Raw genomic sequence first — 21,661 nt, forward strand, 5'->3', positions numbered from 1 at the left:
GCGGTCATTCTACTTCACCTGATGTTTCTTTCTCGACAGAGCCAGTCTGTAGATGGATGGTTCTGTCGCACTGTTTCGCTAATGCTAAATCATGAGTCACCAACACTAATGTCGTTCCGTGTTGCTTATTTAAATCGAAGAGTAATTCAACAACTTTACCCGCTGTCTTTTGATCTAAGTTACCTGTCGGTTCATCGGCAAAAAGAATTTTAGGGTTAATCATAAACGCACGCGCTAACGCCACTCGTTGCTGCTCTCCCCCAGATAATTGAGAGGGTATATGCTCAATCCGACTGCCAAGACCTACTTGTTCAAGTAACTCTTTTGCTCTTGTTTCATCAACAGCCCCTCCATTTAATAAACACGGCAAAGTAACGTTTTCGAGTGCCGAAAGTGTTGGGACTAATAAGAAGCTTTGGAAAACAAATCCAATTTTATTAGCTCTTAACGAAGCACGATCATCGTCATTCATATCTGAAATAGTGTGTCCTAACAACTCAATATGCCCATTAGAAGGCGTATCTAGTCCAGCTAAGAGCGTCATCAACGTCGACTTCCCTGCGCCTGATGTACCGACAATAGCGATGGTCTCGCCCTCTTTGACATCGATATCAATATCGTTAAGGATAGTTAGAGACTCGCGGTTATTCGAAATAACCTTTGATACTGACTTTGCACTGATAATGGATGGTTGCATGATTCGACTATTTTCCTTGGTTCTTGTTTCTTTATTTTCAAACTTACTTTTGTTTTCTAACGTGGCAAACAGCAGCACATTACTGGTACTTGGTGATAGCTTGAGTGCTGGCTATAACATGCCAATAGAACGGGCCTGGCCTTCACTTTTAAGTGACGAACTGGCAAAACATAACAAAACCGTTCAGGTTATTAACGGTAGTATCTCTGGCGATACCATAGGTAACGGATTATCGCGTTTACCGTTATTAATCAAAGAGCACCAACCAAAGTACGTGTTAATTGAGCTGGGTGCAAATGATGGTTTACGTGGTTTCTCCCCTAGCCTGATCTCCGGCTCTCTCACAGAGCTAGTAAACCAAGTAAAAGAGGCCAATGCGATCCCTTTGCTGATGCAGATACGCATCCCTCCTAACTATGGAAAACGTTACAGTGACGCGTTTTATCAGATATATCCAACTCTTGCACAGAAAGAGCAAATTGCTTTGATACCTTTCTTTTTAGAACAGGTCGTTATAAAGCCGGAATGGATGATGGAAGATGGGCTCCACCCAAAACCAGCTGCACAACCTTGGATCGCAAGTTTTGTTGCGCAAGAATTATCTGTTCATCTTTAATTTTAATGGTCTAGCTCAATGATAGAAACAAAGGGTTAGGGTATTTTTAAGATCAGTTTGTTGTAAGAAGGTCCAAAAATGATCATAAAACCCATCATCCAAGGCATGGTTGCTCGCTCTGCTCATCCTCATGGCTGTGAACAAGCTGTGCTTGACCAAATTGAATTTGTTAAAGCAGCTAAACCCATAACAGACGGCCCAAAACGCGTACTTATAATCGGAGCTTCCTCCGGATTTGGCCTTGCATCTCGAATTGCCCTTTCATTTGGTGGCTGTGAAGCTGATACCATCGGTATTTCATTAGAGAGAGATCCAAAAGCTAAGGGAGGCGCGAGTGCTGGTTGGTACAATAATTACTACTTTAAACAACAAGCAGACATAGCAGGCCGCCTAGCAATTAATATTGACGGTGATGCATTTTCTTCCGAAACTCGCAATAAAGTCATCGAAGCCATCGAAACCTACTTTGAAGGTGAAGTCGATTTAATTATTTACAGTCTGGCCACTGGTGCAAGACCAAATCCAGAAACGGGTGAATTATGGCGCTCAGCTATTAAACCTATTGGGCAAAGCATAAACAGTAATCTAATAAGCCTTGAGGACGATACTTGGTCTGATGTCATCTTAGAGTCTGCCAATGAAGAAGAAGAGCAAGCCACCATCAAAGTAATGGGGGGTGAGGATTGGGAAAGCTGGATAGATACACTAATCAATTCAGAATCTGTGGCGCAAGGGTGTCAAACTATCGCTTTCTCCTATGTTGGTCCAGAGGTCACTCACCCACTCTATCTTGATGGAACTTTAGGTCGAGCAAAAATTGATTTGCACCAAACGAGTCACTCTTTGAACTTAAAACTCGCAAATTACTCAGGCGGAGCATACGCCACCGTTTGTAAGGCGCTTGTCACTAAAGCCAGTGTATTTATCCCCGGCTTAACGCCATACATGATAGCGCTATATAAGGTAATGAAACAGAAAGGCTTACATGAAGGTTGTATCCAACAGATGCAAAGACTGTATCGTGACAATCTTTATTCTGAGAATCACATCCCATTGGATGGTGAGCGCCTATTGAGGATCGACGATTTGGAGTTAAAACCTAGCGTTCAGACGGAAGTTTCTAAAATATTAAGTGAAATGACAGAAGACAATTTCAAAGAAATAGCCGACTACCAAGGGTTTAAGTCTGAATTTTTAAATCTCAACGGTTTCAATTATGAGACAATTGACTATGACAGCCCAGTTAATATTGATAAATTTGTAACTCCAAGTAACTAAAATATAAGAAGTCTCACATTTGAGACTTTAATTAATGAACACGGCCCCTTACTATTTATGGGGCTTTTTTTTGTTACATTACCAAAGCGTTCTTATAATTAAGAAGTTGAATAACATTGAGCAACCAAATTAACAGTCTAGAAGCAATGGATGCTTTATCAGACTTAAAGGAACAAGGAGCAATAGATATGTCAAAAATCGATGCTCAACAATTAGCTATCCCATCATCTATGTTGTCGGGGTGGCAAAATACATTGAACTTACTTGCTGAGATCGTTTCGGTCCCTTCAGCTTTAATCATGCGAGTAAAAGAATCGACTATTGAAGTTTGCAGCTCAAATAACAACTTCTCTAACCCATACAGTGTTGGCGACAGTGAGAAACTCGGCCAAGGTTTATACTGTGAAACAGTGATCAATCAAGGTGTAGAACTATTAGTCCCTAACGCCACTCTTGAACCAAACTGGTGTCAAAATCCTGATATTAAGTTGGGAATGATTTCTTATTGTGGCTTGCCGCTTAATTGGCCCAATGGTGAACCATTTGGCACCATTTGCATTCTTGACGAGAAAGAGAATACCTACAGCCCTAAGTATCGCAACTTGCTTGATAGCTTTCGAGTTTCAATTGAGTCCCAACTGATGACTCTTTATCAAAATGAAAAACTTTACATTTTAAATCATGAACTGCAAAACCGAGTGAACAATCGCACCAAAGATCTCGCAAGTCTAAATTACTCGCTCAATAAAGAAATCGATAAAAGACGAGCAGCAGAAGAACAGGTTCAGTATCAAAAACTGCATGATATAGGCACTGGGTTTCTAAATCGCAACGCCTTAGAAAAAGAGTTGTCATATCAACTCGACTTAACCGGTGATGGCCAACACGACATTGCACTTGTACATATCGGTTTCACTAATGGGCGACGACTGCAATCTAAATACGGTTACCATGAGTGGGATCGTATTTTGACCCATTATCGCTACCGACTTAATACGTGTATCCAAAATCTTGATGTTATTACCGCTCGACCTACCTCGACTGATCTTGTGCTCATTGTTAAGTCATCTCAACTGAAAGGCCAAGTGGAAGCACTTTGCCACACGCTTGTTGAGGTGGGACATTCTGAATTTATGATTGAGCAAGAGAGTATTCACCTTCATGCCTATATCGGTATAGCGACGTCGGAAGATACGACTGACAGTTCAGAGCTTATCAAATACGCTGCAGAAGCGATGCTTTCTTGTAAAGACTCTGGCCACAAATTTAGTTTTTATTCGCAAACATTTTCAGAAAATCACAGCCACATGAACCAGCTTGAAAGTTATTTGCTGCAAGCGGTAAGAAGTGATGATCTATTACTTTACTTTCAACCTAAGGTTTCACCGGTTACACGGCGTTGGACAGGCGCTGAAGCGCTATTAAGGTGGCGTCACCCTATTTTAGGCGATATCTCGAATGAGCGTCTCATCCACATAGCAGAGCAAAACGGGTTGATATTTGAAGTCGGTAACTTTGTATTACGTTCAGCGGTAGAAAAGGCGGCTCAATGGGCACAGCATGTCTCTGACTTTAAAGTAGCGATTAATATCTCAGCAATTCAGCTTAAAAATGTCAATTTTGCTAATCAGGTAAAAGATCTTCTAGAAGCTTATCAGTTACCAGCGCACTATTTAGAACTTGAAGTAACTGAGAGTGGTTTGATTGGTGATGAAGCCGTTGCTAGTAATACATTAATGGCATTGCACGATATTGGTGTAACCCTGTCACTGGATGATTTTGGTACTGGATATGCTTCGTTTCAATATCTTAAAAAATACCCATTCGACTGTATTAAGATTGATAAGAGCTTTATTCAACAGCTTGAAAGCAATGAAGAAGACAGAGCTATCGTTCGTTCAATTATTAACGTAGCGAAAAAGCTAAATTTGAAGGTCACCACTGAAGGAATCGAAACATTGAGCCAAGAAGCTTTTATCATCGGTGAAGGTTGCGAATATGGACAAGGTTATTTGTACGCGAAGCCCATGCCCTGCGATGAATTTGAGGTCGGATTAATCAATCAAAATCTCTCAAGTGGCGACCAATTAGCAATGCCTCATTAAAGTGTTGAATTGTCTTTACTCTATGGGCGGTGGTTTCTATAATCGCCGCCTTAATATTTTTACGTGAGCAAAATGGATATGGACCAACTAACCGCTGTCCTTAAGAAACTAGAAAAACAAAATTACCGTGCCTACCAGCAAATCAAAGGGCAATATGATTTCGGTGATTTTGTACTACACATTGACCATATCCAAGCTGACCCATACGCCTCTGCTTCTCGTTTTCGTGCGACTCGAGCATGGTCACTCACCGGTCTAGATTGGTTAAAAGAACAATCTTACGACTACCAAGTGGCGGCACGTGATTTTATTGCACGTAGTTTTGCCGAGTTTGCGAAACAAGATAACAACATAAGCATTGCTCATTCTGGCCAAACGGTACTTGATAGCACTTCAGTACTATTTACTGATGAAGGTATCGAGCTGCGTTTTCGCATTAACTTACCTGCAGACAGCCGAAACATTCTGGCAAAGAAAGCTCTGAACATCATTACTTTCTACCTGCCAAAGTTTATTCGTAAATGTACACTTGAACGTGAATTGAATAAAGACGCTCTTATTAATCACTGTCAGGTGATTGAAGACCAAGCAGCAATGCGTGCTCAGCTAGCAGAAAACAATCTAACTGCATTTATCGCTAATGGCAGCGTTCTTCCACGTATTGCCGGTAACTGTGATTTCCCAATGAAAGATGCGGTTGCATTTACCGCGCCAGAGTCATTACAAGTCACACTGGATACCCCACACCAAGGTAAAGTAACCGGTATGGGTATTCCAAAAGGCATCACACTTGTTGTTGGCGGTGGCTTCCATGGTAAATCTACACTGCTTAATGCCATTGAACGTTCAATTTACAACCACATTCCTGGCGACGGTCGTGAAGGGATTGTTACTGACACTGATGCAATGAAGATTCGTGCTGAAGATGGACGTTGTGTGCATCATTTGAACTTATCAAACTACATTAACCATTTACCTATGGGTAAAGATACAGCTGATTTCACAACGCAAGATGCCTCGGGTTCAACCTCTCAAGCGGCTTGGTTACAAGAGTCTATCGAAGCGGGTGCTCGCTCTATCCTAATTGATGAAGATACCTCGGCAACCAATTTCATGATCCGTGATGAACGTATGCAGGCTCTAGTATCTAAGGGACAAGAACCCATTACTCCACTTGTGGACCGAATTGGACAACTGCGAGATTCATTAGAGATCTCAACAATTGTTGTAATGGGCGGTTCAGGTGATTACTTAGATGTTGCTGATACAGTTATTCAAATGCATGATTACCAACCCGTTGATGTGACTGAAAAAGCCAAGCAAGTTATCTTGCAGCACCCATCGGAAAGAACGAATGAGTGTGAGTCTCCACTTGAAACTTTCAAGCCACGCGCAATTCACTGCGCTGCACTGCAAACACTTCTAGCCGAAGGAAAGTTCCGTGTTTCAGCTAAAGGCAAAGAGTCTCTTCGTTTTGGTAAAGAATTTACGGATCTAACAGCGTTAGAGCAGCTTGAGTCTAGCTCCGAAATCAATGCTATCGGCTGGGCGTGGTTCCAATTTGCTCAAACTCCTGGATGGTGTCAAAACCCCGCGAAAACATTCGCTGAACAACTTGGTGACGATTGGCATGTGAACATGCCAAATAATGGTGATCTTGCTAAACCTCGTGTTTTAGATGTTATGTCGGCACTTAACCGCATGAGAAAATCACAGTTTAAAGCGAGCAACTAGCTTCTATTAAACATCAAAAAAGATGGCCTTCCGCCATCTTTTTTGTTTGCATTTAATAAGTTAACCATAGAAGGTAAGCTATCTAGTGCCTAAGGATATGCCAAGCTTCACACAGCACTCTAAACTTATCAGCATTGCCATTGTCTCTATCCGGGTGCCACTTAAGTGCGAGCTTACGCCAAGTTTTTCGAATTTGAGCTGACGTTGCATCCGGTTCTAGCTTAAACAACGATAGTGCTTTCGCTCTATCCATATCTTTACCATTCGTACTACCCACAAACTCTCTATAACGTGTCCAAAACTCATTGAGTAAGCGTTTCACTTCCCCCTCGTTAGCTTCGTAATTAATCCACTGCATATAATAGTCTCGAAGTGGATCATCTAAGTCTATCGAGCAATGTGATGCTACCGTTCCAGAGAGCAAAGCAATATCCATTGCCTTTACTTGTAGCCAGCTATCGGGGTATAGGGTCTCTTGCAATTGGTACAACGCATTCATAATCAGAAAGTTCTTTTTAAATAAGTCTTTCTCTGGTTGCTCATCAAGTACTGGAACAAATCCAAGATCAGTAATATGCGACGCCAAAGTATGTACTTTCCATCCTGATGGTTTTTTTTTCAAGACTTCTAGGATCGGCCACACCAGTGGATTTTCCATGTAACTTTGAAAGCATGCAGCAATGTCATGTTGTACAGTCATATTAAAAACAGGTGTAAGGGGCTTTCTTTAATTGAAAAACACTAACGTTAATTTGTCGAGTTATTCGCCAACTTTACTTTTCATGATATGAGCCCTGCGGCAAATATTTGATTAGTACAGCAGCCACACAACTATTTGCAACTCTTCGAATCAGCCGTCCACACTATTATTGATCCACTCTAAATATGGGTTGAGTCCATCGGTAAATGGGACTTGTACAATCTGAGGCACGTCATACTCATGTAATCGCGAAATTTCATTCTCTAAGCGTGAATAACACGATTTTCGCGTTTTTATAATAAGTAGTACTTCCTCACTAGAACAAAGCTCACCATCCCAAAGGTAGTGACTCTGTATCGGCATTGTCTGAATACACGCAGCCAGTTGAGACGAAAATAGCTGCTGAATAATTGAATTTGCACTCTCTAGGTTGGGTGTTGTGGTTAACACCATACAGTTAACTATATCCATACTTACTCCACATTTTTTAACAAGTAGTAACAAATCTATGAATTGCTTCTCAAAATAAGCATGAAAGCTAGCGAAGATATTTAACAAACTGAGATGTAGGCTAAGATGTTTGCATGCACCTTGCTCAAGGTGCTGCAAAGCTGCCGAGACCACTATATGAAAAAAAATAATAATATAATAGATGACCCTACGAGCTGCCCACTATGTGCCAGCGATGACTTTCTAATCTCAGAGGATAATGACACTCTCATTTGTGCCCAATGCGGCATTCACTTGCAACACGTTTCTCACATCCAGTCTGCAATCATGTCACCCTGCTCTTCTCTAAAGAACAAACTTATACATTCTGCAAGCTGTGCTGTTCATTAAGCCAAGATTGAATAAGAGAAAGCTCTGAAAACGTTTCTATTTGGGAAGTATGATATTTAGTATCACTAAGTAGGAACGTTTTAACGCCGGCATTTATCCCAGCTTCAATTCCTTTTTTCGTATCATCGACATAGATACACTCAGAAAGGGAATACCCCATGTTCATCGCAGCATAACAAATTAAATCAGGATCAGGTTTCCAGCTATTGGCATCAAAGGCAGAAAACATCTTTCCTTTGAAATAAGGTAACAAGTCCGTTAACTCTAACGAGTATTGGATTTTTTCTCGCGGCCCATTTGATACGACACAATACTCAATACTATTATCACTCAAATAGTTAAGTAATTCTTTAGCTCCGCTCATTGGTTTTAGATCGTGCTCGAACAAAAGTTTAAGTTCAGTTCGATATAAAGGCTCTAATGCGTCAAGTGAAATAGACACACCTACGTGATTGCATGCTGCTAATAGGATGTCAGCGAGCTTTCCACCTTCGAAATGTTTCAGTGCATCTTGCAACGGAAAGTTAATATTGAATCTAGCAAAGACGTTCACCAATGCTTGGCAACACAATCGTTCACTGTCTATCAAAGTGCCATCACAATCAAAAATAACGCATTTAATATCTTGAGCCATAAGTTACCCTTATTTACCAGATTCATCTCATCATAGTAAAAGTCTTCAGGCAAACAAGGATCTATATAACACAACGGCACTGTCATTCAGGCCAATAATGTAAAAGTACGGCTCAGTCACTCTTTTCAGATAGGTTACTTTACTTTAACTCAATATATACAACTTGATTCTTAGTTTTTTGGTCGGAAACAAGGTCTATAAGCTGTGAAGTAAACTCTCGTTTCGTTTTTTCACTATCAACAACTATCTGGCAAACAATATCGGATACCAGTATTGCCTCTTCTGATTTTGTTACAATGGCTGCTGCTGCTGGCTCACCATCGAGAAAAGCAATATATAAATCACATGGGGGAGATAAAATAATTTGAGTAAAGAACTCTAACACATCAGCTTTCTGCTTTTCATCTTTCCACTGCGAAGCTTGTAATAGTGAAAACATTACCGTTAGTCGATGAAAATCAACAAGGTAAACATCCTCAGGCTTAAAAATCACCTCAATTTCTTCATCGCTGCTTTGCCAAACCTCATAAGTTGATTGGCTATTCGAATGCTCGTACAAAGCTTTGCCGGCTAAGCTCTCTTTGGTTGGGTATTTGACATCCACATGATCAAATAACCATTGGTTCTTCATTTTAACGATCGGTAAAGAGCTTATAGACATGATTGTTTTCCATACTAAGGAGTGTGTTGAGGATAACGACACTCATCATCCTCCACAAGCGTTATTATTTAAATTAACTAATGAGGTAAATGGCTAATTTTTCTAACTATTAATTTGTCCCAATATATGATTAAACAGGTTTACGTTTATAGCTTGAGTCTTATACACTAGTTTTCCGTCTAAATTATATGAGCAAACACGGATGATAAAAAAATTTGCACTCGTTACAACGTTAGCAATAGCGATGACAGGCTGCGACAGTAGCGAGGTTGGCGATGTCAGCTTAGGTATGTTTACGCTTAAAGATATCAAAATATCGAATTTGGATGATGATAAAATTTCGGGTGTGACTTGTCATATCGCTTCCATCGAAGCAAATCTAAGTTTATCTGATCCTAGTGATAGTTCTATCTCGTGTCGCCAAACTGGCGAAATTACACCAGAGATGATCGCCGCTATCGATAAATCAAAATCAGGTGAAGTTGTTTTTAAAAAATCGAAAAGCATCTTCTTTAAAACCATGAAAGTTAGACGTATCTATGATGCTGAAAACCAAACCCTACTCTACTTGTCTTATACGACCAAAGAGACCGATGGCAGCTTCAAGCACAGCCTATCAACAGTGCCATTGTGGGGAACAAAAGCTTACGTAGAAACACAACTTACACCTTAGAAATTATTTTAATGTTCAAGCAGCGAGTATGAAAAGTACCGATTGAACACAAGACCACTTAATAAAGTCCCGAACGATTAATAAAATAGTCAAATAGAGGCAGACAGTAACCATGACTGCCTCTCATATATCTTGTAATTGAATGTAACGAAACTGTCATTATGTGATATAATTCAATAAAATCCCCAACTACTCTTTTCTCATGAAATTTCCCGGACAGCGTAAATCTAAGCATTATTTCCCAACACATGCTCGTGATCCTTTGGTCAATCAAATTCAACAAACACCTAAGCTGCATCGCCCAATCATTGTCGGTGTTGGCCAAACAATTGTTGATATTGAAGCAAGAGTTGATAACGAATTTTTAGAAAAATACGAACTTAGTAAAGGACATTCATTAGTCTTAGAAGAGAGTAAAGCCGATGCACTTTACCTAGAGTTAGTCGAAAAAGGTCTGATTACTCATCAGTATCCTGGTGATACGATTGGTAATACTCTGCATAACTATTCTGTATTAGCTGATAGTAAATCTGTTCTGCTAGGTGTTATGTCGAAAAACATCGAAGTTAGATCTTATGCGTACCGCTACCTTTGTCGTACCTCTTCTCGCATGAACCTAAACCACCTGCAAATGGTTGATGGCCCAATCGGCCGTTGCTACACCTTGATCACAGAAGATGGTGAACGAACCTTCGCCATTAACGAAGGACACATGAATAAGCTACGACCAGACAGTGTTCCTGAAGATGTGTTTGATAAAGCTTCAGCATTAATTGTCTCTTCATACCTCATGCGTGGTAAACCCGAAGATCCAATGCCTCAAGCTGTTGCGCGTTCAATTGAAATAGCAAAATCAAAAAACATTCCGGTCGTGTTAACGCTTGGCACGAAGTATGTTATTGAAGGCGCAGAAAAGTGGTGGCAAGAGTACATCAAAGAGAACATCACCATCATTGCGATGAATGAAGAAGAAGGCGAAGCTCTAACTGGAGAGAAAGACCCTCTTATTGCCGCTGACAAGGCCTTAGAGTGGGTTGACCTAGTACTATGTACCGCAGGCCCTGTTGGCCTTTACATGGCAGGCTACGTGGATGATTCAGCAAAACGTTTAACTGAATTACCCCTACTACCGGGTAATATTCCTGAGTTTAACGAATTTGAATTTAGCCGTTCAATGCGTAAATCAGATTGCTCTAACCCAGTTAAAATCTATTCTCATATTGGTCCGTATTTAGGTGGCCCATTAGAGATAAAGAACACTAATGGTGCGGGTGATGGTGCGCTTTCAGCTTTGCTGCATGACATGGCTGCAAACAGTTATCACGAATCAAACGTGCCTAACTCAGCAAAACATGACCACCCTTACCTAACTTACTCTTCATTGTCTCAGATTTGTAAGTACGCAAACCGAGTGAGCTATGAAGTATTAACTCAGCATTCACCTCGCCTTTCACGTGCGCTACCAGAACGAGAAGATAGCTTAGAAGAAACATACTGGGATCGTTAATCTCGTTTCATTTCTGTTCTAACTTGCCTTTTTGTTCTATTTTCTCAACGCGTTATACTTGCGCAGCCTAGTTCTTTTACAAAGTTCTGGCCTGAGTAAGTAATTCAGATAGCGCTTTTTGCGATTGTTCAATCAACTCTTGTAACTGACTCGCTTCTTCACGATAGGCTTGAAGTGGTTGTTGATGTTTTTCTATCTCCAAACAGACTTGATACAGCCTATTCAGACCTAAACTAGCGGCTGAACCTTTCAGTTTATGCACCGTTGCTTTTACATCAGGATCACTGCTCTCAATAACCGCTTTTTCTAAACTCGTTGTGGCTTCATCACAGCCTTTTTCAAACAGCGTTGTAATATGAGTAACGGTGTCCAAGCCTAAAACCTGAATATCGCCAAGCAATACCGTATTATCGATCAAATCCAGATCATCCATAAGCACTTCCGCATCCTCCGACTTAAGATTTTGTTGTGCCATTTTTTTCTGATCAAATGGCGATTCAACAGGGAGATTAAGGCGATCCACACCATCTAGGTGTTTTGTTAACGAAGCAAGCATCGTATTCAACTCGTCTCGGTTCAGTGGTTTAGGTAGGTAACCATCAAAACCAGCAGCCAAGTATTTCTCAACTTCTTCACTAAATACATGAGCCGAGACAGCAATCATTGGAATGTCACTGTTTTGAACTTTAAACTCAGCCAAAAGATCAAGCCCTGAGCAATCTGGTAAGTTTATATCTAGTAAAACGGTATCAAAGCCTGCCGTACGCTGCCCATTACTGGTTTGTTCACGAATGCCTTCGCCATGATTTGCATAAAATTGTTCTCTTGCTTCTTTGCCAGACTGGGCAACACTGACGCGATGACCTAGGCTTGTTAAAAACCCTTCAGCGACTAGGCAGTTCACTGGATTATCTTCGACCAACAGAACATCTAATGAGAGCGAGTGAAGATCCGAAGAATGCAGCGAAGTAGCCTTTGAGGTGGTGGTGTCATATAGAGAATTCAAAGGCTCAGCGCCATCATTACTTATTTTTTCCAATGGAATCATAAACTGAAAGCAGCTTCCTCTCCCTACATCAGAATCGACATTTAAGTTCCCTCCCATAGCTTCGACAATGCGCAGACTAATAGCCAAACCCAGACCAGTTCCTCCATGAGATGAATTCAGTTTGGAAGCCTGAGTAAATGCATCAAACAGAGTACTTTGCTCTTGTTTTGAAATACCAATACCAGAATCTGATACTTCAAATACAAGCTTAGCGCTTTGTGTATCTTCTGATTCAATATGAACGTAGATATCTATATGACCTGACTGCGTGAATTTAATCGCATTACCGACTAGGTTATTCAGCACTTGGCTTATTCGTGTTTTGTCCCCTAACCAAAGCTTATCTACATTGCTTTCGATGCAATGATTAAATTCGAGGCTTTTTTCTATGCTCCGTGCAAAAAACAGTTGATAGGTATCATCCACTAAGTGATGTAAATCAAACGGTGTTGGTCGAATTTCTAAGTGCCCTGCTTCAATTTTGGAGTAGTCGAGAATATCGTTAAGAATTGCCAGTAAGGTTTTACCACTTCGATTAATCACATCGACATAGTTATTTTGCTGTTTATTAAGTTGGGTATCTTGTAAAAGCTGTACCGTACCTAGCACCCCATTCATTGGCGTTCGGATCTCGTGGCTCATGGTTGCCAAAAATGCAGACTTAGCTCGATTGGCATGCTCTGCTGACTCTCTTGCTTCGGCGTGATTTGTAACTTCAACATTTAGCTTATCATTAGCTTCTTGAAGCTGCGAAGTTCGCTCGGTAACAACTTCTTCCAAATGCTCTTTATGCTCTTGTAGGGCACGCCTTGCAAGTGACTCTCTTTCGGCTACGGTTTTCAAAGACTGTGCGGTATCACGTGCTGTGACTATCGCTCTCCCCATCTCTGCCAGTTCATCATTTCCCTTAACTGAAACATCAACATTGAGCTCCCCTTTTGCTATCGACAACAGCGCATTCGAGTATTCATCTAAGCGCCGAACAACCTGAATATAGACCACTCGCCAAACAATAATGACCACAATAACAAAACCAATAATGGCCAAGAGGGTAAGCGTCCATTGCGCGGTGTTCAATGTTGCTTTTACGTTTTCAACCGCCCGTTGTGTTGACGCATTCGAATCATCAACTAATTGGTTAACCGTGGTATTCAGTGCAGCCATTTGCAGCATGTTCTCTTGCATTAAATTCTGAAGAGATCGCTGATTTTGATAGCGCTGATGGAGCCGCTCGAAAATGCCACTTTTGTCGTCTAGCCCTTGCAGTAATATTTCCATCTGTTTCGATCGCGTTGGATCTTCGACTGCTTTGGCTCGTCTAAGCATGATGGCCACATTTTTCGAAAATTCACTGCGTATCACTTCAATGCGTGAGATATCGGTTATCGTTTGTATCTCTTCAATCTGATTGAGTACTTTGTACGCCAGTAAATGAAACTCATGGAGCCGCTCTGAAAGGTCCAGATCCACTTCGACCAGATCATCTAGCGCGTGATAGACATTTTCGACCTGATTTTTATCCAGTAAGTCATAGATGTGGGTAACATTTGCGACAGCAACGGTACTGGTATTCAGTACCTGTGTGCGAGCCAATTGTTCAAGTTCTGTCGCTAGCTTACGCATTAGAATGACTTGTTTATCAATGGCGGACGCATACTGAAGCTTTTGCTCAACCACAATGCCAAGTTTTGCTAAGGTGTCGATGATTACCTGTACATCTTGTTCAAGTGTGTCAAGTAAGCGCGGCTCGAATGTATCAGAGCCAAGCTGCGTAATATGAAACAGTAACGTCTCCAACTGATTGAAAAGAATTTGACCCGCCTGCTTATGCTCTTGTTTAGATTGAGCACTAGAAAGCATTTGAACAGAAGTGATAATCCGAGCGCTTAGCTCTGATACCTTACGAGCTTCAATCATCGATGGAATACTTCGATTCACCACGTTGCGTTCTGTTTTGGCAACAAATGAGAAGCCAAAGACACCAACCAATGCTGATAGCAAAACAATCAGAGCCATCGCAGAAAAGGCAATGAGCAACTTGCGTCCAATACTCGCTTTAGCCAACAACATGATAAACTTCGCTTCTTAAGTTTTTAATAATCAGCTATATTTTGCAGTGTTTATGATGAAGATGCCAACGAATAACTTTATGCATGCACCACAGTTTTTAACTAACAGACCTATCGCGTTCCAAAATAGTGCTATGCAATATCGCTTGTGCCTTCTGCTGCCATTTATGCTATCGATTTGGGCGGCTACGTTTTCAGTCTCAGCAAATAACATCGAAGCTAACAATATCAAAGCTAATAGTATCGAAGCTAAAAACATCGAAGAAAGCAGCTTACCGGCTCGTGCCCACAATATTTGTGCAGTATACCCTCACCTAAAAGACTCTTACTGGCTCTCGGTTAATTACGGCATGGTTGAAGAAGCGACAAAACTTGGTGTTAATTTAAAAGTTTTTGAAGCTGGTGGTTACCCAAATCAAGTAAAGCAGAAACAGCAACTCAAAGCATGTGTTGAGTGGGGTGCTGATGCAATAATTTTGGGGACCGTTGCCCCAAACATCTATTATAACGACTTAAAACAGATCACCGACAACACGCCCATTTTCGCCACTGTAAACCACCTCTCGGTCAGTAAAAACAATCAAAATGTACTCAAAGGAACTGTTGGCGTTGATTGGTATTGGATGGGCTTTTTAACCGGGGAGTATCTTGCAAACAAACACCCTAGTAACTCCGGTTCGGTGAACGTTGCCCTACTCCCTGGCCCTTCCTCTAGTGGCGGAACGAAGCCTGTTATTAAAGGTTTTTATGACGCAATAAATGATAGCGACATTAAGATAATTAAAACGTCATGGGCAGACAATGACAAAGAGTTACAGCGTAACCTAGTGCAAGAGCTCATAGAGGGATACGACGTTGAATACATCGTTGGTAGTGCTGTAGCGATTGAAGCAGCTATAAGCGAAGTAAGAACTTTAAAGCAAACAACGCCAATAAAATTGATTTCAACCTACTTAAGTCATGGTGTTTACCGTGGCATTGTACGTAACCGAGTTGAGTTTGCACCAACTGATCAAATGGTGAAACAAGGTCGACTGTCACTTTTGCAGGCTTACCACTATTTATCGGGCCATGCCTACGAGCCTATTCAAGAGCCAAAAATTCAAATCATTACAAATTTTGATACCCAACAAGATATTATCAAAGATTCGCTTTCTCCATCTGGTTACAGGCCTACTTTTTCAGTCGGCAGTATTGATTAACAACTGAATTTTCATAATGATAGAGATAATAATTAATAAGGAACTCTCCATGGAAAAAACAACTCGCACCATGCCAGCGCATAAGAACGTTGCTTTGGTTGCTCATGACCACTACAAACCTGAACTATTGCGCTGGGTTCAAGAAAACAAAGAAAAACTACAAGGTCACTTTCTGTACGCCACAGGCACAACAGGTCACATGCTTAGCAAAGAGACAGGTCTAGCAATTAAGAGTTTGATCAGTGGCCCTATGGGTGGCGATCAACAATTAGGTGCGCTTATTTCGGAAGGTAAGATTGATATGATGATCTTCTTCTGGGACCCACTCAATGCTGTTCCACATGACCCAGATGTTAAAGCACTACTGCGAATCGCTAGCGTGTGGAATATTCCTGTTGCAACTAACCGTGCTACGGCAAATTTCATCATTGAATCTCCACTGCTTGAGAAAGAGATCGATATCGAGATTCCAGACTATGCCGCTTACCTAGCAAATAGAACTTAAAATAAGCTATGTATCAAGCGCGACAGCGTGGGTCAAACCTCCATGCTGTTTGAGCATCAAGCTGTCGAAGCATCTATACAGTAACGCTTCATACTCAAACAGAGATGAAGCGTTATTCAGTTCTAGCAGCAGATAAATCGTGTTGAGATTTTCTCGGTTAGCCTTTGCCTTGGCCTATTTCTTTTTGACCACTGGATAATCAGAGCCAGCAAGTTCCTGTACAAAGCTAGAACCATTTCCTGAATGACAAATCCACACTTTCTCTTTCGCTCTCGTCATTGCAACATAGAATAAACGTCTCTCTTCTGCATATGGAAAATCATCGTCTGATTGTGTTAGCGCACTGTTTAAATGTAAGGCTTTCACTTTCGCCGGAAATTGCCCTTCGTCTACAGAGAGAATGAAAACAAAATCAGCTTCCTTACCTTTACTGGCATGACAGGTCATAAACACCAGATCGAGCGAAGTGAACTGTTTTTTCCAATCCGCTAAAAGCTCAGGTTTGTGGTAATGATTTCTCCCTAGCAGTAATACCGATTTTTTACTTTTTGCGTTGTTATTTAACTGATCAAGTGTTTTCTCTATTCGGCTCATTGATGCAAGATACACCGACTTTTGTTTAATCTCTTTATGACTATTAAGTTCTTTATTCAGCTGAGTAGGATTTTGCTGAACAAATCGATTTGCAACCGCCCCTATCTGGTTATTAAAACGATAAGTTGTATCCAAATGGTGCACAGTCGAGTGTGGGAAACGGGCTTCAAAGCCTGTCGTCAAATCAACATCAGAACCTGCAAATTGATAAATAGATTGCCAGTCATCGCCCACAGCGAACAACACGCACGGACTTTCACTCCGAGTTTGGTTACACAGTGCTTCAACCAGTGCTAAGCGATCCGGCGAGATGTCTTGATACTCATCAATCATGATGTATCGCCAACTACCTTTAAATTTGTTCTTTTCAACATATTTAGTGGCACTACGAATCATCATATTGAAATCAATTTGCTTCTGCTCTTTAAGCATCTGCTGCCAAGCTTGATAACAAGGCCACACCAAGCCAAGCTCACTATTAAGGCGTGCGTATTCTCGGTGAGATATTAACTTTTCTTGAATCTGTTTTTTGGTTAACCCAGTAGAGGACAATTGTGTTAACTGCTTCTCTAGCCACGCGATCAACTTCGGATTTTCAACGTGGCTGCCTAATTCATCATCCCCAGCTAGATAAGCAATTGGCCACTTAGAAAGGTGTTTTTGCCAACGTTTGAAATTCGTTGGTGTCATCCAGTGCTTTTTCAACCAATCAATACACCACGCTTTACGAAGGTTATCGTCGATAGCAATTGGCGATAGCTCGACTCGTTGGTCTTCTACACTATTAATGATGTGTAGACCAAGCTGGTGGAATGTGTTCACTTTGACATCATCAGCAGGTAAACCAACTTTTTGAGAGAGCCTTTCATTCATCTCAGTTGCTGCTTCTTTGCCAAAGGCGAGGAGTAATAACTCTTCAGGCTGCGCCGCATGGCTTTGTAGCAAATAGGCAACTCGTGCAGTCAATACACTGGTTTTCCCTGATCCTGCCCCCGCGAGTATCAAGTTATGATCATCATTAATTAATACGGCCTGTTGCTGTGACAAATTGAGCGGCGACGACTCTAGTTGGTTAAACAGTACTTGCCAATTTAAACGCTCAGTTTCGAGCCACTGTTTGTTTCGTAATAACAACGACTCTTCAGCGTCAATCAGCCAAGGCTCTAAAGCCTTTACACGGCTAGGCATTCGTTGCGCCGCTTCTTCTAGCGTCATTTCTATATCTGAAAAATCATTTAACACTTGATTCGACCAAGTTGCTACTTGGGAGTGAGTCAAAAAAGCGGGAAGCTTGGTTAAATGAGTAAGAGTTTGCTCCCATTTAGGTAAATAGCAGTTCAATTGTTCACATTGAGTATTATGCCAGCGTTGATAGCTCGCAATAGCAAAACGAACGAACTCTCGACAACGCTCCCACGGTAATCCCTGTACCAACCAAGAACGCTGCTCACCCGCTTCTTCGTGAGCAAAGAATTGAATACTTCCCCAAAACAACCCACGCTTCAGCGTCACCGTACCGTTCCAAACATGAAAAGGAATGTGTTCTTCCGTCGACTGCGAAGACAAGATCAGAACTGCTGATTGAAGTTCAGCTTGATGATACTCAGTTTGAATTAAATACTGGGCGGTTTTGTTAGCGGTTAACTGCATTGAAAATAGGTCCACAATTGCTGTTGAATGAGTATATTACAGCCATTTAGCTATGTGATAAAATAATGTCAAATCTTGAGGGTTTATCGCTAGTATTTTATAAGTAGCTTCATTGAACGACCAATACTTTTAGTTAGATGTCATAAGGTTAGCGCCTTGTTATGAAAACCTGATACACTACATTTTTCTTCTGTAAGCTTGTTATCGTGCCATTTAGCAATCAAATCCGCCTTTATTGGGCAAATAAAACCTTCAACTATAGCGTATTGATTTTAGTCACTCTGCTTGGTGTTGTTGTACCAGCTTGGTATTACCAACTTAACTCGCTCATCATACCGCTTATTCTTGGTGTAATTGCAGCAGCGCTTGCAGAAAATGATAACTCCTTCACTGGTCGCCTTAAGTCTTCTCTATTAACGTTATGTTGCTTTGCTTTCGCTGCAACATCCATAGAGCTATTGTTTCTCCACCCTGCTATTTTTGCCATCGGCCTCGCTTTATCCACTTTTGGTTTCATCATGCTAGGTGCCATTGGCCCTAGGTATGCAAGTATTGCGTTTGGTTCGTTGCTCATTGCTATATATGCGATGCTAGGCGCACACAATAGTACTAACATTTGGTTCCAGCCGTTGCTGCTCATTACTGGTGCGGCGTGGTATTACTTTATGTCGATGGTTTGGCACATTGTTTGGCCAATGCAACCCGTACAACAAAATCTAGCCAATGTTTTTTTACAACTGGCAAACTACTTTGAGTCTAAAAGTAATCTGTTTCACCCCGTTTCGAATCTCATTCCTCAGCCCCACCGTATTGCAGAGGCAAAATTAAACGCGATAACCGTTACAGCACTAAATCAATGTAAGAGCTCCTTATTAACGCGTTCAAAACGTGGACGAGTCGACAGTCGCAACAGCAAATTTATGAATATTTACTTTCTCGCACAAGATATTCACGAACGGGTCAGCTCTAGTCATTATCGATACCAAGAACTTGCGCAAGACTTTCAACGCTCAGACGTTATGTTTCGTTTTAAGTATGTTCTTGAAGCGCAAGCTAAAGCTTGCCGAGAAATCGCTCAATCTATTCGCTTAGGAACGCCGTATCAGCACTCGTCAGAATCAATGACGGCAATTAATGAGTTGCAAGCCTCGTTGGCATTTCTCCAGCAGAGTGAACAACCCAAATGGCGGATCTCGCTTGCTCAATTAGGTTACCTTTTTAATAATCTAACAACTGTAGAAAAGCAATTGCATCACGTGGGCTCCCCTGAAGTTAACCCATTGGAAGAGGGTGACCTGTTTGACACCGATGCCCACACACTCAAAACCATGTGGCTTCGAATTAAAAGTAACTTCAATAAAGACTCTCTACTGTTTAAACATGCTGTTCGGCTCTCTATTGCACTAACGGTGGGTTACGGCATTATCCAACTGTTTGACTTAGATCGCGGCTACTGGATATTGCTCACCACACTATTTGTGTGCCAGCCAAACTATGCTGCAACAAAACAAAAACTAACTGCACGCGTTATTGGGACAATCGCAGGGTTGTTAATTGGTGCTCCATTGTTGATGCTTTTCCCATCTCAAGAGAGTCAATTGGCCTTAATCATAGTAACGGGTGTCATGTTTTTTGCTTTCCGTATGAACAATTACAGTTTCGCCACTGGATTTATAACGTTACTCGTTCTGTTTTGTTTTAATCAGTTAGGTGAAGGTTACGCTGTCTTACTGCCTCGTTTAACCGATACTTTGGTGGGTTGTACACTTGCCGTTGCCGCTGTCATGTTTATTTTCCCTGACTGGCAGTCAAAACGATTGCACAAGGTGATCGCTCATGCGGTTGAGTCTAATAATTTGTATTTGGGACAAATCATTGCTCAATACAGAGTAGGTAAAAAAGACACGCTAAATTATCGTGTTGCTCGTCGAGACGCTCACAATAATGATGCAAATTTGACTCATGCTATTAGTGCTATGTTGGCTGAGCCTGGTAAGTATCAAACCGCCATTGATGAAAGCTTTCGTTTCCTAACATTAAATCATGCGCTGCTTAGTTATATCTCAGCGCTAGGTGCTCATAGAACACGTATTGAAGATACGACAATTCACCAGTTGATTCTTGATACACACAATGTGGTTCACAAGCACCTTAATATGATTCAACAACAAATGTTAAACCAATGCGATAGCTGTGATACCGCATTAATTGATGAGTTAGATTTAACACGTCGCTTAAATGAATGGCGTGAAGATGATGAAAAGTCCGCACGCATGGTGTTACAACAACTTTATCTCATCTATCGTATGCTGCCAGAACTCCACTCTTTGGCCACAAAACTTGCTGTTAGAGGAAAAAATCCATGATTTTTTGCGATTATATTCCTTATCAAACAAACAGTTGACCAGAATAACACCATAGGCTTACATAACATTTACGTTATTCGGACAATTCAAGTATCGCTTCGCTTATTATTTGCTCTATCTTTTTCATAATTCAGTCAGGATGATTTTGAATTGAGTTGCCAAGGTAGTGGCAAGCAGCCCGTAATTAGGGGAGCCAACATGACACAACTACAATTTGAACAGTTGAAAAGCCAAATTCAACTACTCACTCCTCAGCAATTAAAAGCCCTACAAGGTGAAATCCATACTAATCTTAGCCCAACTCAGGCAGAGCTAATCACTGACGAAGAGCTTAATCTTATTTCTAGCCTGTTTGCATAATCATCTCACTACTCGCTTGACCGATTCACTATCCTCTAGATAAAAGCAATGCCATTCGTTAGCACAACTTGCAGAAATTGCAAATGGGTCTTAAGCTTTTAATAGCAGAGGGTGCCCTATGTCAGTATCGAGTATTCAGTCTGGATATCAAATCATCGATCAGTCAGCGAGAATGGCAGAAGAAGCTGCGCAAGAAATTCAGCTACAGCCACAACCGCCGATGGCCATCCCCTCTTCTGAAACTGACCTCGAGTTTAATAAAGTGAAATTTGACCCACCGGAAGAGACGTCATATTCAGATACAGAACCTCTTATAAAACTCAGCCAAGCTCAGCAGTACAACAAGATCGGTACAAATATGTTACAACGCGATCAAGATATGATTGGTACATTGCTTGATATTCATATTTAATTACCACTTT

18 protein-coding genes are annotated in these 21,661 nt (G+C 41.2%); 11 read left to right on the forward strand and 7 right to left on the reverse strand.

The window, feature by feature from the left end; genetic code table 11:
- Nucleotides 1-4 precede the first annotated feature (4 nt).
- On the reverse strand, nt 5-697 hold the full coding sequence (locus tag L4D20_RS05035) for an ABC transporter ATP-binding protein (RefSeq protein ID WP_428800449.1): 693 nt from the start codon (nt 695-697) through the stop codon (nt 5-7).
- Here L4D20_RS05035 and tesA point away from each other — a divergent pair.
- The 4 genes from tesA (at nt 696) to L4D20_RS05055 (ending at nt 6,430) form a co-directional block, all read left to right on the forward strand.
- A complete protein-coding gene (gene tesA, locus L4D20_RS05040; protein WP_428800450.1) occupies nt 696-1,313 on the forward strand; it encodes a multifunctional acyl-CoA thioesterase I/protease I/lysophospholipase L1 in 618 nt (205 codons plus the stop codon). The genes L4D20_RS05035 and tesA overlap by 2 nt on opposite strands.
- A 78-nt stretch (nt 1,314-1,391) precedes the next feature.
- Nucleotides 1,392-2,591: an enoyl-ACP reductase FabV gene (gene fabV / locus L4D20_RS05045; protein WP_428800451.1), complete on the forward strand. Its 1,200-nt coding sequence runs from the start codon at nt 1,392-1,394 to the stop codon at nt 2,589-2,591.
- 188 nt (nt 2,592-2,779) lie between these two features.
- Complete coding sequence (locus L4D20_RS05050; RefSeq protein WP_428800452.1) at nt 2,780-4,696, forward strand: bifunctional diguanylate cyclase/phosphodiesterase; 1,917 nt, start codon at nt 2,780-2,782, stop codon at nt 4,694-4,696.
- Nucleotides 4,697-4,774: 78 nt separating this feature from the next.
- Complete coding sequence (locus tag L4D20_RS05055; RefSeq protein ID WP_428800761.1) at nt 4,775-6,430, forward strand: P-loop domain-containing protein; 1,656 nt, start codon at nt 4,775-4,777, stop codon at nt 6,428-6,430.
- 82 nt (nt 6,431-6,512) lie between these two features.
- Here L4D20_RS05055 and L4D20_RS05060 read toward each other — a convergent pair whose 3' ends face one another.
- From L4D20_RS05060 to L4D20_RS05075, 4 genes are all read right to left on the reverse strand, one after another.
- Nucleotides 6,513-7,130 carry a DNA-J related domain-containing protein gene (locus L4D20_RS05060; protein ID WP_428800453.1) on the reverse strand — a complete coding sequence of 206 codons (618 nt, stop codon included), beginning with the start codon at nt 7,128-7,130 and terminating at the stop codon, nt 6,513-6,515.
- A gap of 150 nt (nt 7,131-7,280) precedes the next feature.
- Nucleotides 7,281-7,601 carry a divalent-cation tolerance protein CutA gene (gene cutA, locus L4D20_RS05065; RefSeq protein WP_428800454.1) on the reverse strand — a complete coding sequence of 107 codons (321 nt, stop codon included), beginning with the start codon at nt 7,599-7,601 and terminating at the stop codon, nt 7,281-7,283.
- Nucleotides 7,602-7,938: 337 nt separating this feature from the next.
- Nucleotides 7,939-8,604 carry an HAD-IA family hydrolase gene (locus L4D20_RS05070; RefSeq protein ID WP_428800455.1) on the reverse strand — a complete coding sequence of 222 codons (666 nt, stop codon included), beginning with the start codon at nt 8,602-8,604 and terminating at the stop codon, nt 7,939-7,941.
- 139 nt (nt 8,605-8,743) lie between these two features.
- Nucleotides 8,744-9,265: a flavodoxin gene (locus L4D20_RS05075; protein WP_428800456.1), complete on the reverse strand. Its 522-nt coding sequence runs from the start codon at nt 9,263-9,265 to the stop codon at nt 8,744-8,746.
- A 202-nt stretch (nt 9,266-9,467) separates the two neighbouring features.
- Between L4D20_RS05075 and L4D20_RS05080 the strand changes: the two genes are divergently transcribed.
- Together L4D20_RS05080 and L4D20_RS05085 are read left to right on the forward strand one after the other, a co-directional pair.
- Nucleotides 9,468-9,938 carry a CreA family protein gene (locus tag L4D20_RS05080; protein ID WP_428800457.1) on the forward strand — a complete coding sequence of 157 codons (471 nt, stop codon included), beginning with the start codon at nt 9,468-9,470 and terminating at the stop codon, nt 9,936-9,938.
- Nucleotides 9,939-10,140: 202 nt separating this feature from the next.
- A complete protein-coding gene (locus L4D20_RS05085; RefSeq protein ID WP_428800458.1) occupies nt 10,141-11,445 on the forward strand; it encodes an inosine/guanosine kinase in 1,305 nt (434 codons plus the stop codon).
- Nucleotides 11,446-11,521: 76 nt separating this feature from the next.
- Here L4D20_RS05085 and torS read toward each other — a convergent pair whose 3' ends face one another.
- The gene (gene torS / locus L4D20_RS05090; protein WP_428800459.1) at nt 11,522-14,563 is read right to left on the reverse strand and encodes a TMAO reductase system sensor histidine kinase/response regulator TorS; all 3,042 of its coding nucleotides are present in this window, start codon (nt 14,561-14,563) and stop codon (nt 11,522-11,524) included.
- 166 nt (nt 14,564-14,729) lie between these two features.
- On the opposite strand from torS, the gene torT reads away from it, so the two are divergent.
- Together torT and L4D20_RS05100 are read left to right on the forward strand one after the other, a co-directional pair.
- Nucleotides 14,730-15,764 carry a TMAO reductase system periplasmic protein TorT gene (gene torT, locus L4D20_RS05095; protein ID WP_428800762.1) on the forward strand — a complete coding sequence of 345 codons (1,035 nt, stop codon included), beginning with the start codon at nt 14,730-14,732 and terminating at the stop codon, nt 15,762-15,764.
- 49 nt (nt 15,765-15,813) lie between these two features.
- Complete coding sequence (locus tag L4D20_RS05100) at nt 15,814-16,269, forward strand: methylglyoxal synthase (RefSeq protein WP_428800460.1); 456 nt, start codon at nt 15,814-15,816, stop codon at nt 16,267-16,269.
- Nucleotides 16,270-16,443: 174 nt separating this feature from the next.
- Here L4D20_RS05100 and helD read toward each other — a convergent pair whose 3' ends face one another.
- Nucleotides 16,444-18,513, reverse strand: a complete 2,070-nt coding sequence (gene helD / locus L4D20_RS05105; protein WP_428800461.1) for a DNA helicase IV — start codon at nt 18,511-18,513, stop codon at nt 16,444-16,446.
- A 206-nt stretch (nt 18,514-18,719) separates the two neighbouring features.
- Here helD and yccS point away from each other — a divergent pair, with 206 nt between their 5' ends.
- The 3 genes from yccS to L4D20_RS05120 all read left to right on the forward strand — a co-directional run bounded on the left by yccS (nt 18,720) and on the right by L4D20_RS05120 (nt 21,651).
- Nucleotides 18,720-20,879, forward strand: coding sequence for a YccS family putative transporter (gene yccS / locus L4D20_RS05110; RefSeq protein ID WP_428800462.1), 2,160 nt, complete (start codon nt 18,720-18,722; stop codon nt 20,877-20,879).
- Between the two features lie 198 nt (nt 20,880-21,077).
- Complete coding sequence (locus tag L4D20_RS05115) at nt 21,078-21,239, forward strand: hypothetical protein (RefSeq protein ID WP_428800463.1); 162 nt, start codon at nt 21,078-21,080, stop codon at nt 21,237-21,239.
- A 118-nt stretch (nt 21,240-21,357) separates the two neighbouring features.
- Nucleotides 21,358-21,651, forward strand: a complete 294-nt coding sequence (locus L4D20_RS05120) for a hypothetical protein (protein ID WP_428800464.1) — start codon at nt 21,358-21,360, stop codon at nt 21,649-21,651.
- Nucleotides 21,652-21,661 lie beyond the last annotated feature (10 nt).

This window comes from Vibrio kyushuensis, from assembly GCF_050337325.1.
Classification (GTDB): Bacteria; Pseudomonadota; Gammaproteobacteria; order Enterobacterales; family Vibrionaceae; genus Vibrio; species Vibrio kyushuensis.

Excerpts from the sequence above, each read along its gene's own strand:
- cutA (WP_428800454.1), bottom strand. The coding sequence starts at position 7,601 with ATGGATATAGTTAACTGTATGGTGTTAACCACAACACCCAACCTAGAG.
- L4D20_RS05060 (WP_428800453.1), bottom strand. The coding sequence starts at position 7,130 with ATGACTGTACAACATGACATTGCTGCATGCTTTCAAAGTTACATGGAA.
- L4D20_RS05075 (WP_428800456.1), bottom strand. The coding sequence starts at position 9,265 with ATGTCTATAAGCTCTTTACCGATCGTTAAAATGAAGAACCAATGGTTA.
- L4D20_RS05120 (WP_428800464.1), top strand. The coding sequence starts at position 21,358 with ATGTCAGTATCGAGTATTCAGTCTGGATATCAAATCATCGATCAGTCA.
- L4D20_RS05055 (WP_428800761.1), top strand. The coding sequence starts at position 4,775 with ATGGACCAACTAACCGCTGTCCTTAAGAAACTAGAAAAACAAAATTAC.
- L4D20_RS05100 (WP_428800460.1), top strand. The coding sequence starts at position 15,814 with ATGGAAAAAACAACTCGCACCATGCCAGCGCATAAGAACGTTGCTTTG.
- L4D20_RS05115 (WP_428800463.1), top strand. The coding sequence starts at position 21,078 with ATGACACAACTACAATTTGAACAGTTGAAAAGCCAAATTCAACTACTC.
- L4D20_RS05050 (WP_428800452.1), top strand. The coding sequence starts at position 2,780 with ATGTCAAAAATCGATGCTCAACAATTAGCTATCCCATCATCTATGTTG.
- torT (WP_428800762.1), top strand. The coding sequence starts at position 14,730 with ATGCTATCGATTTGGGCGGCTACGTTTTCAGTCTCAGCAAATAACATC.
- fabV (WP_428800451.1), top strand. The coding sequence starts at position 1,392 with ATGATCATAAAACCCATCATCCAAGGCATGGTTGCTCGCTCTGCTCAT.
- L4D20_RS05035 (WP_428800449.1), bottom strand. The coding sequence starts at position 697 with ATGCAACCATCCATTATCAGTGCAAAGTCAGTATCAAAGGTTATTTCG.
- helD (WP_428800461.1), bottom strand. The coding sequence starts at position 18,513 with ATGCAGTTAACCGCTAACAAAACCGCCCAGTATTTAATTCAAACTGAG.
- L4D20_RS05070 (WP_428800455.1), bottom strand. The coding sequence starts at position 8,604 with ATGGCTCAAGATATTAAATGCGTTATTTTTGATTGTGATGGCACTTTG.
- L4D20_RS05085 (WP_428800458.1), top strand. The coding sequence starts at position 10,141 with ATGAAATTTCCCGGACAGCGTAAATCTAAGCATTATTTCCCAACACAT.
- L4D20_RS05080 (WP_428800457.1), top strand. The coding sequence starts at position 9,468 with ATGATAAAAAAATTTGCACTCGTTACAACGTTAGCAATAGCGATGACA.
- tesA (WP_428800450.1), top strand. The coding sequence starts at position 696 with ATGATTCGACTATTTTCCTTGGTTCTTGTTTCTTTATTTTCAAACTTA.
- torS (WP_428800459.1), bottom strand. The coding sequence starts at position 14,563 with ATGTTGTTGGCTAAAGCGAGTATTGGACGCAAGTTGCTCATTGCCTTT.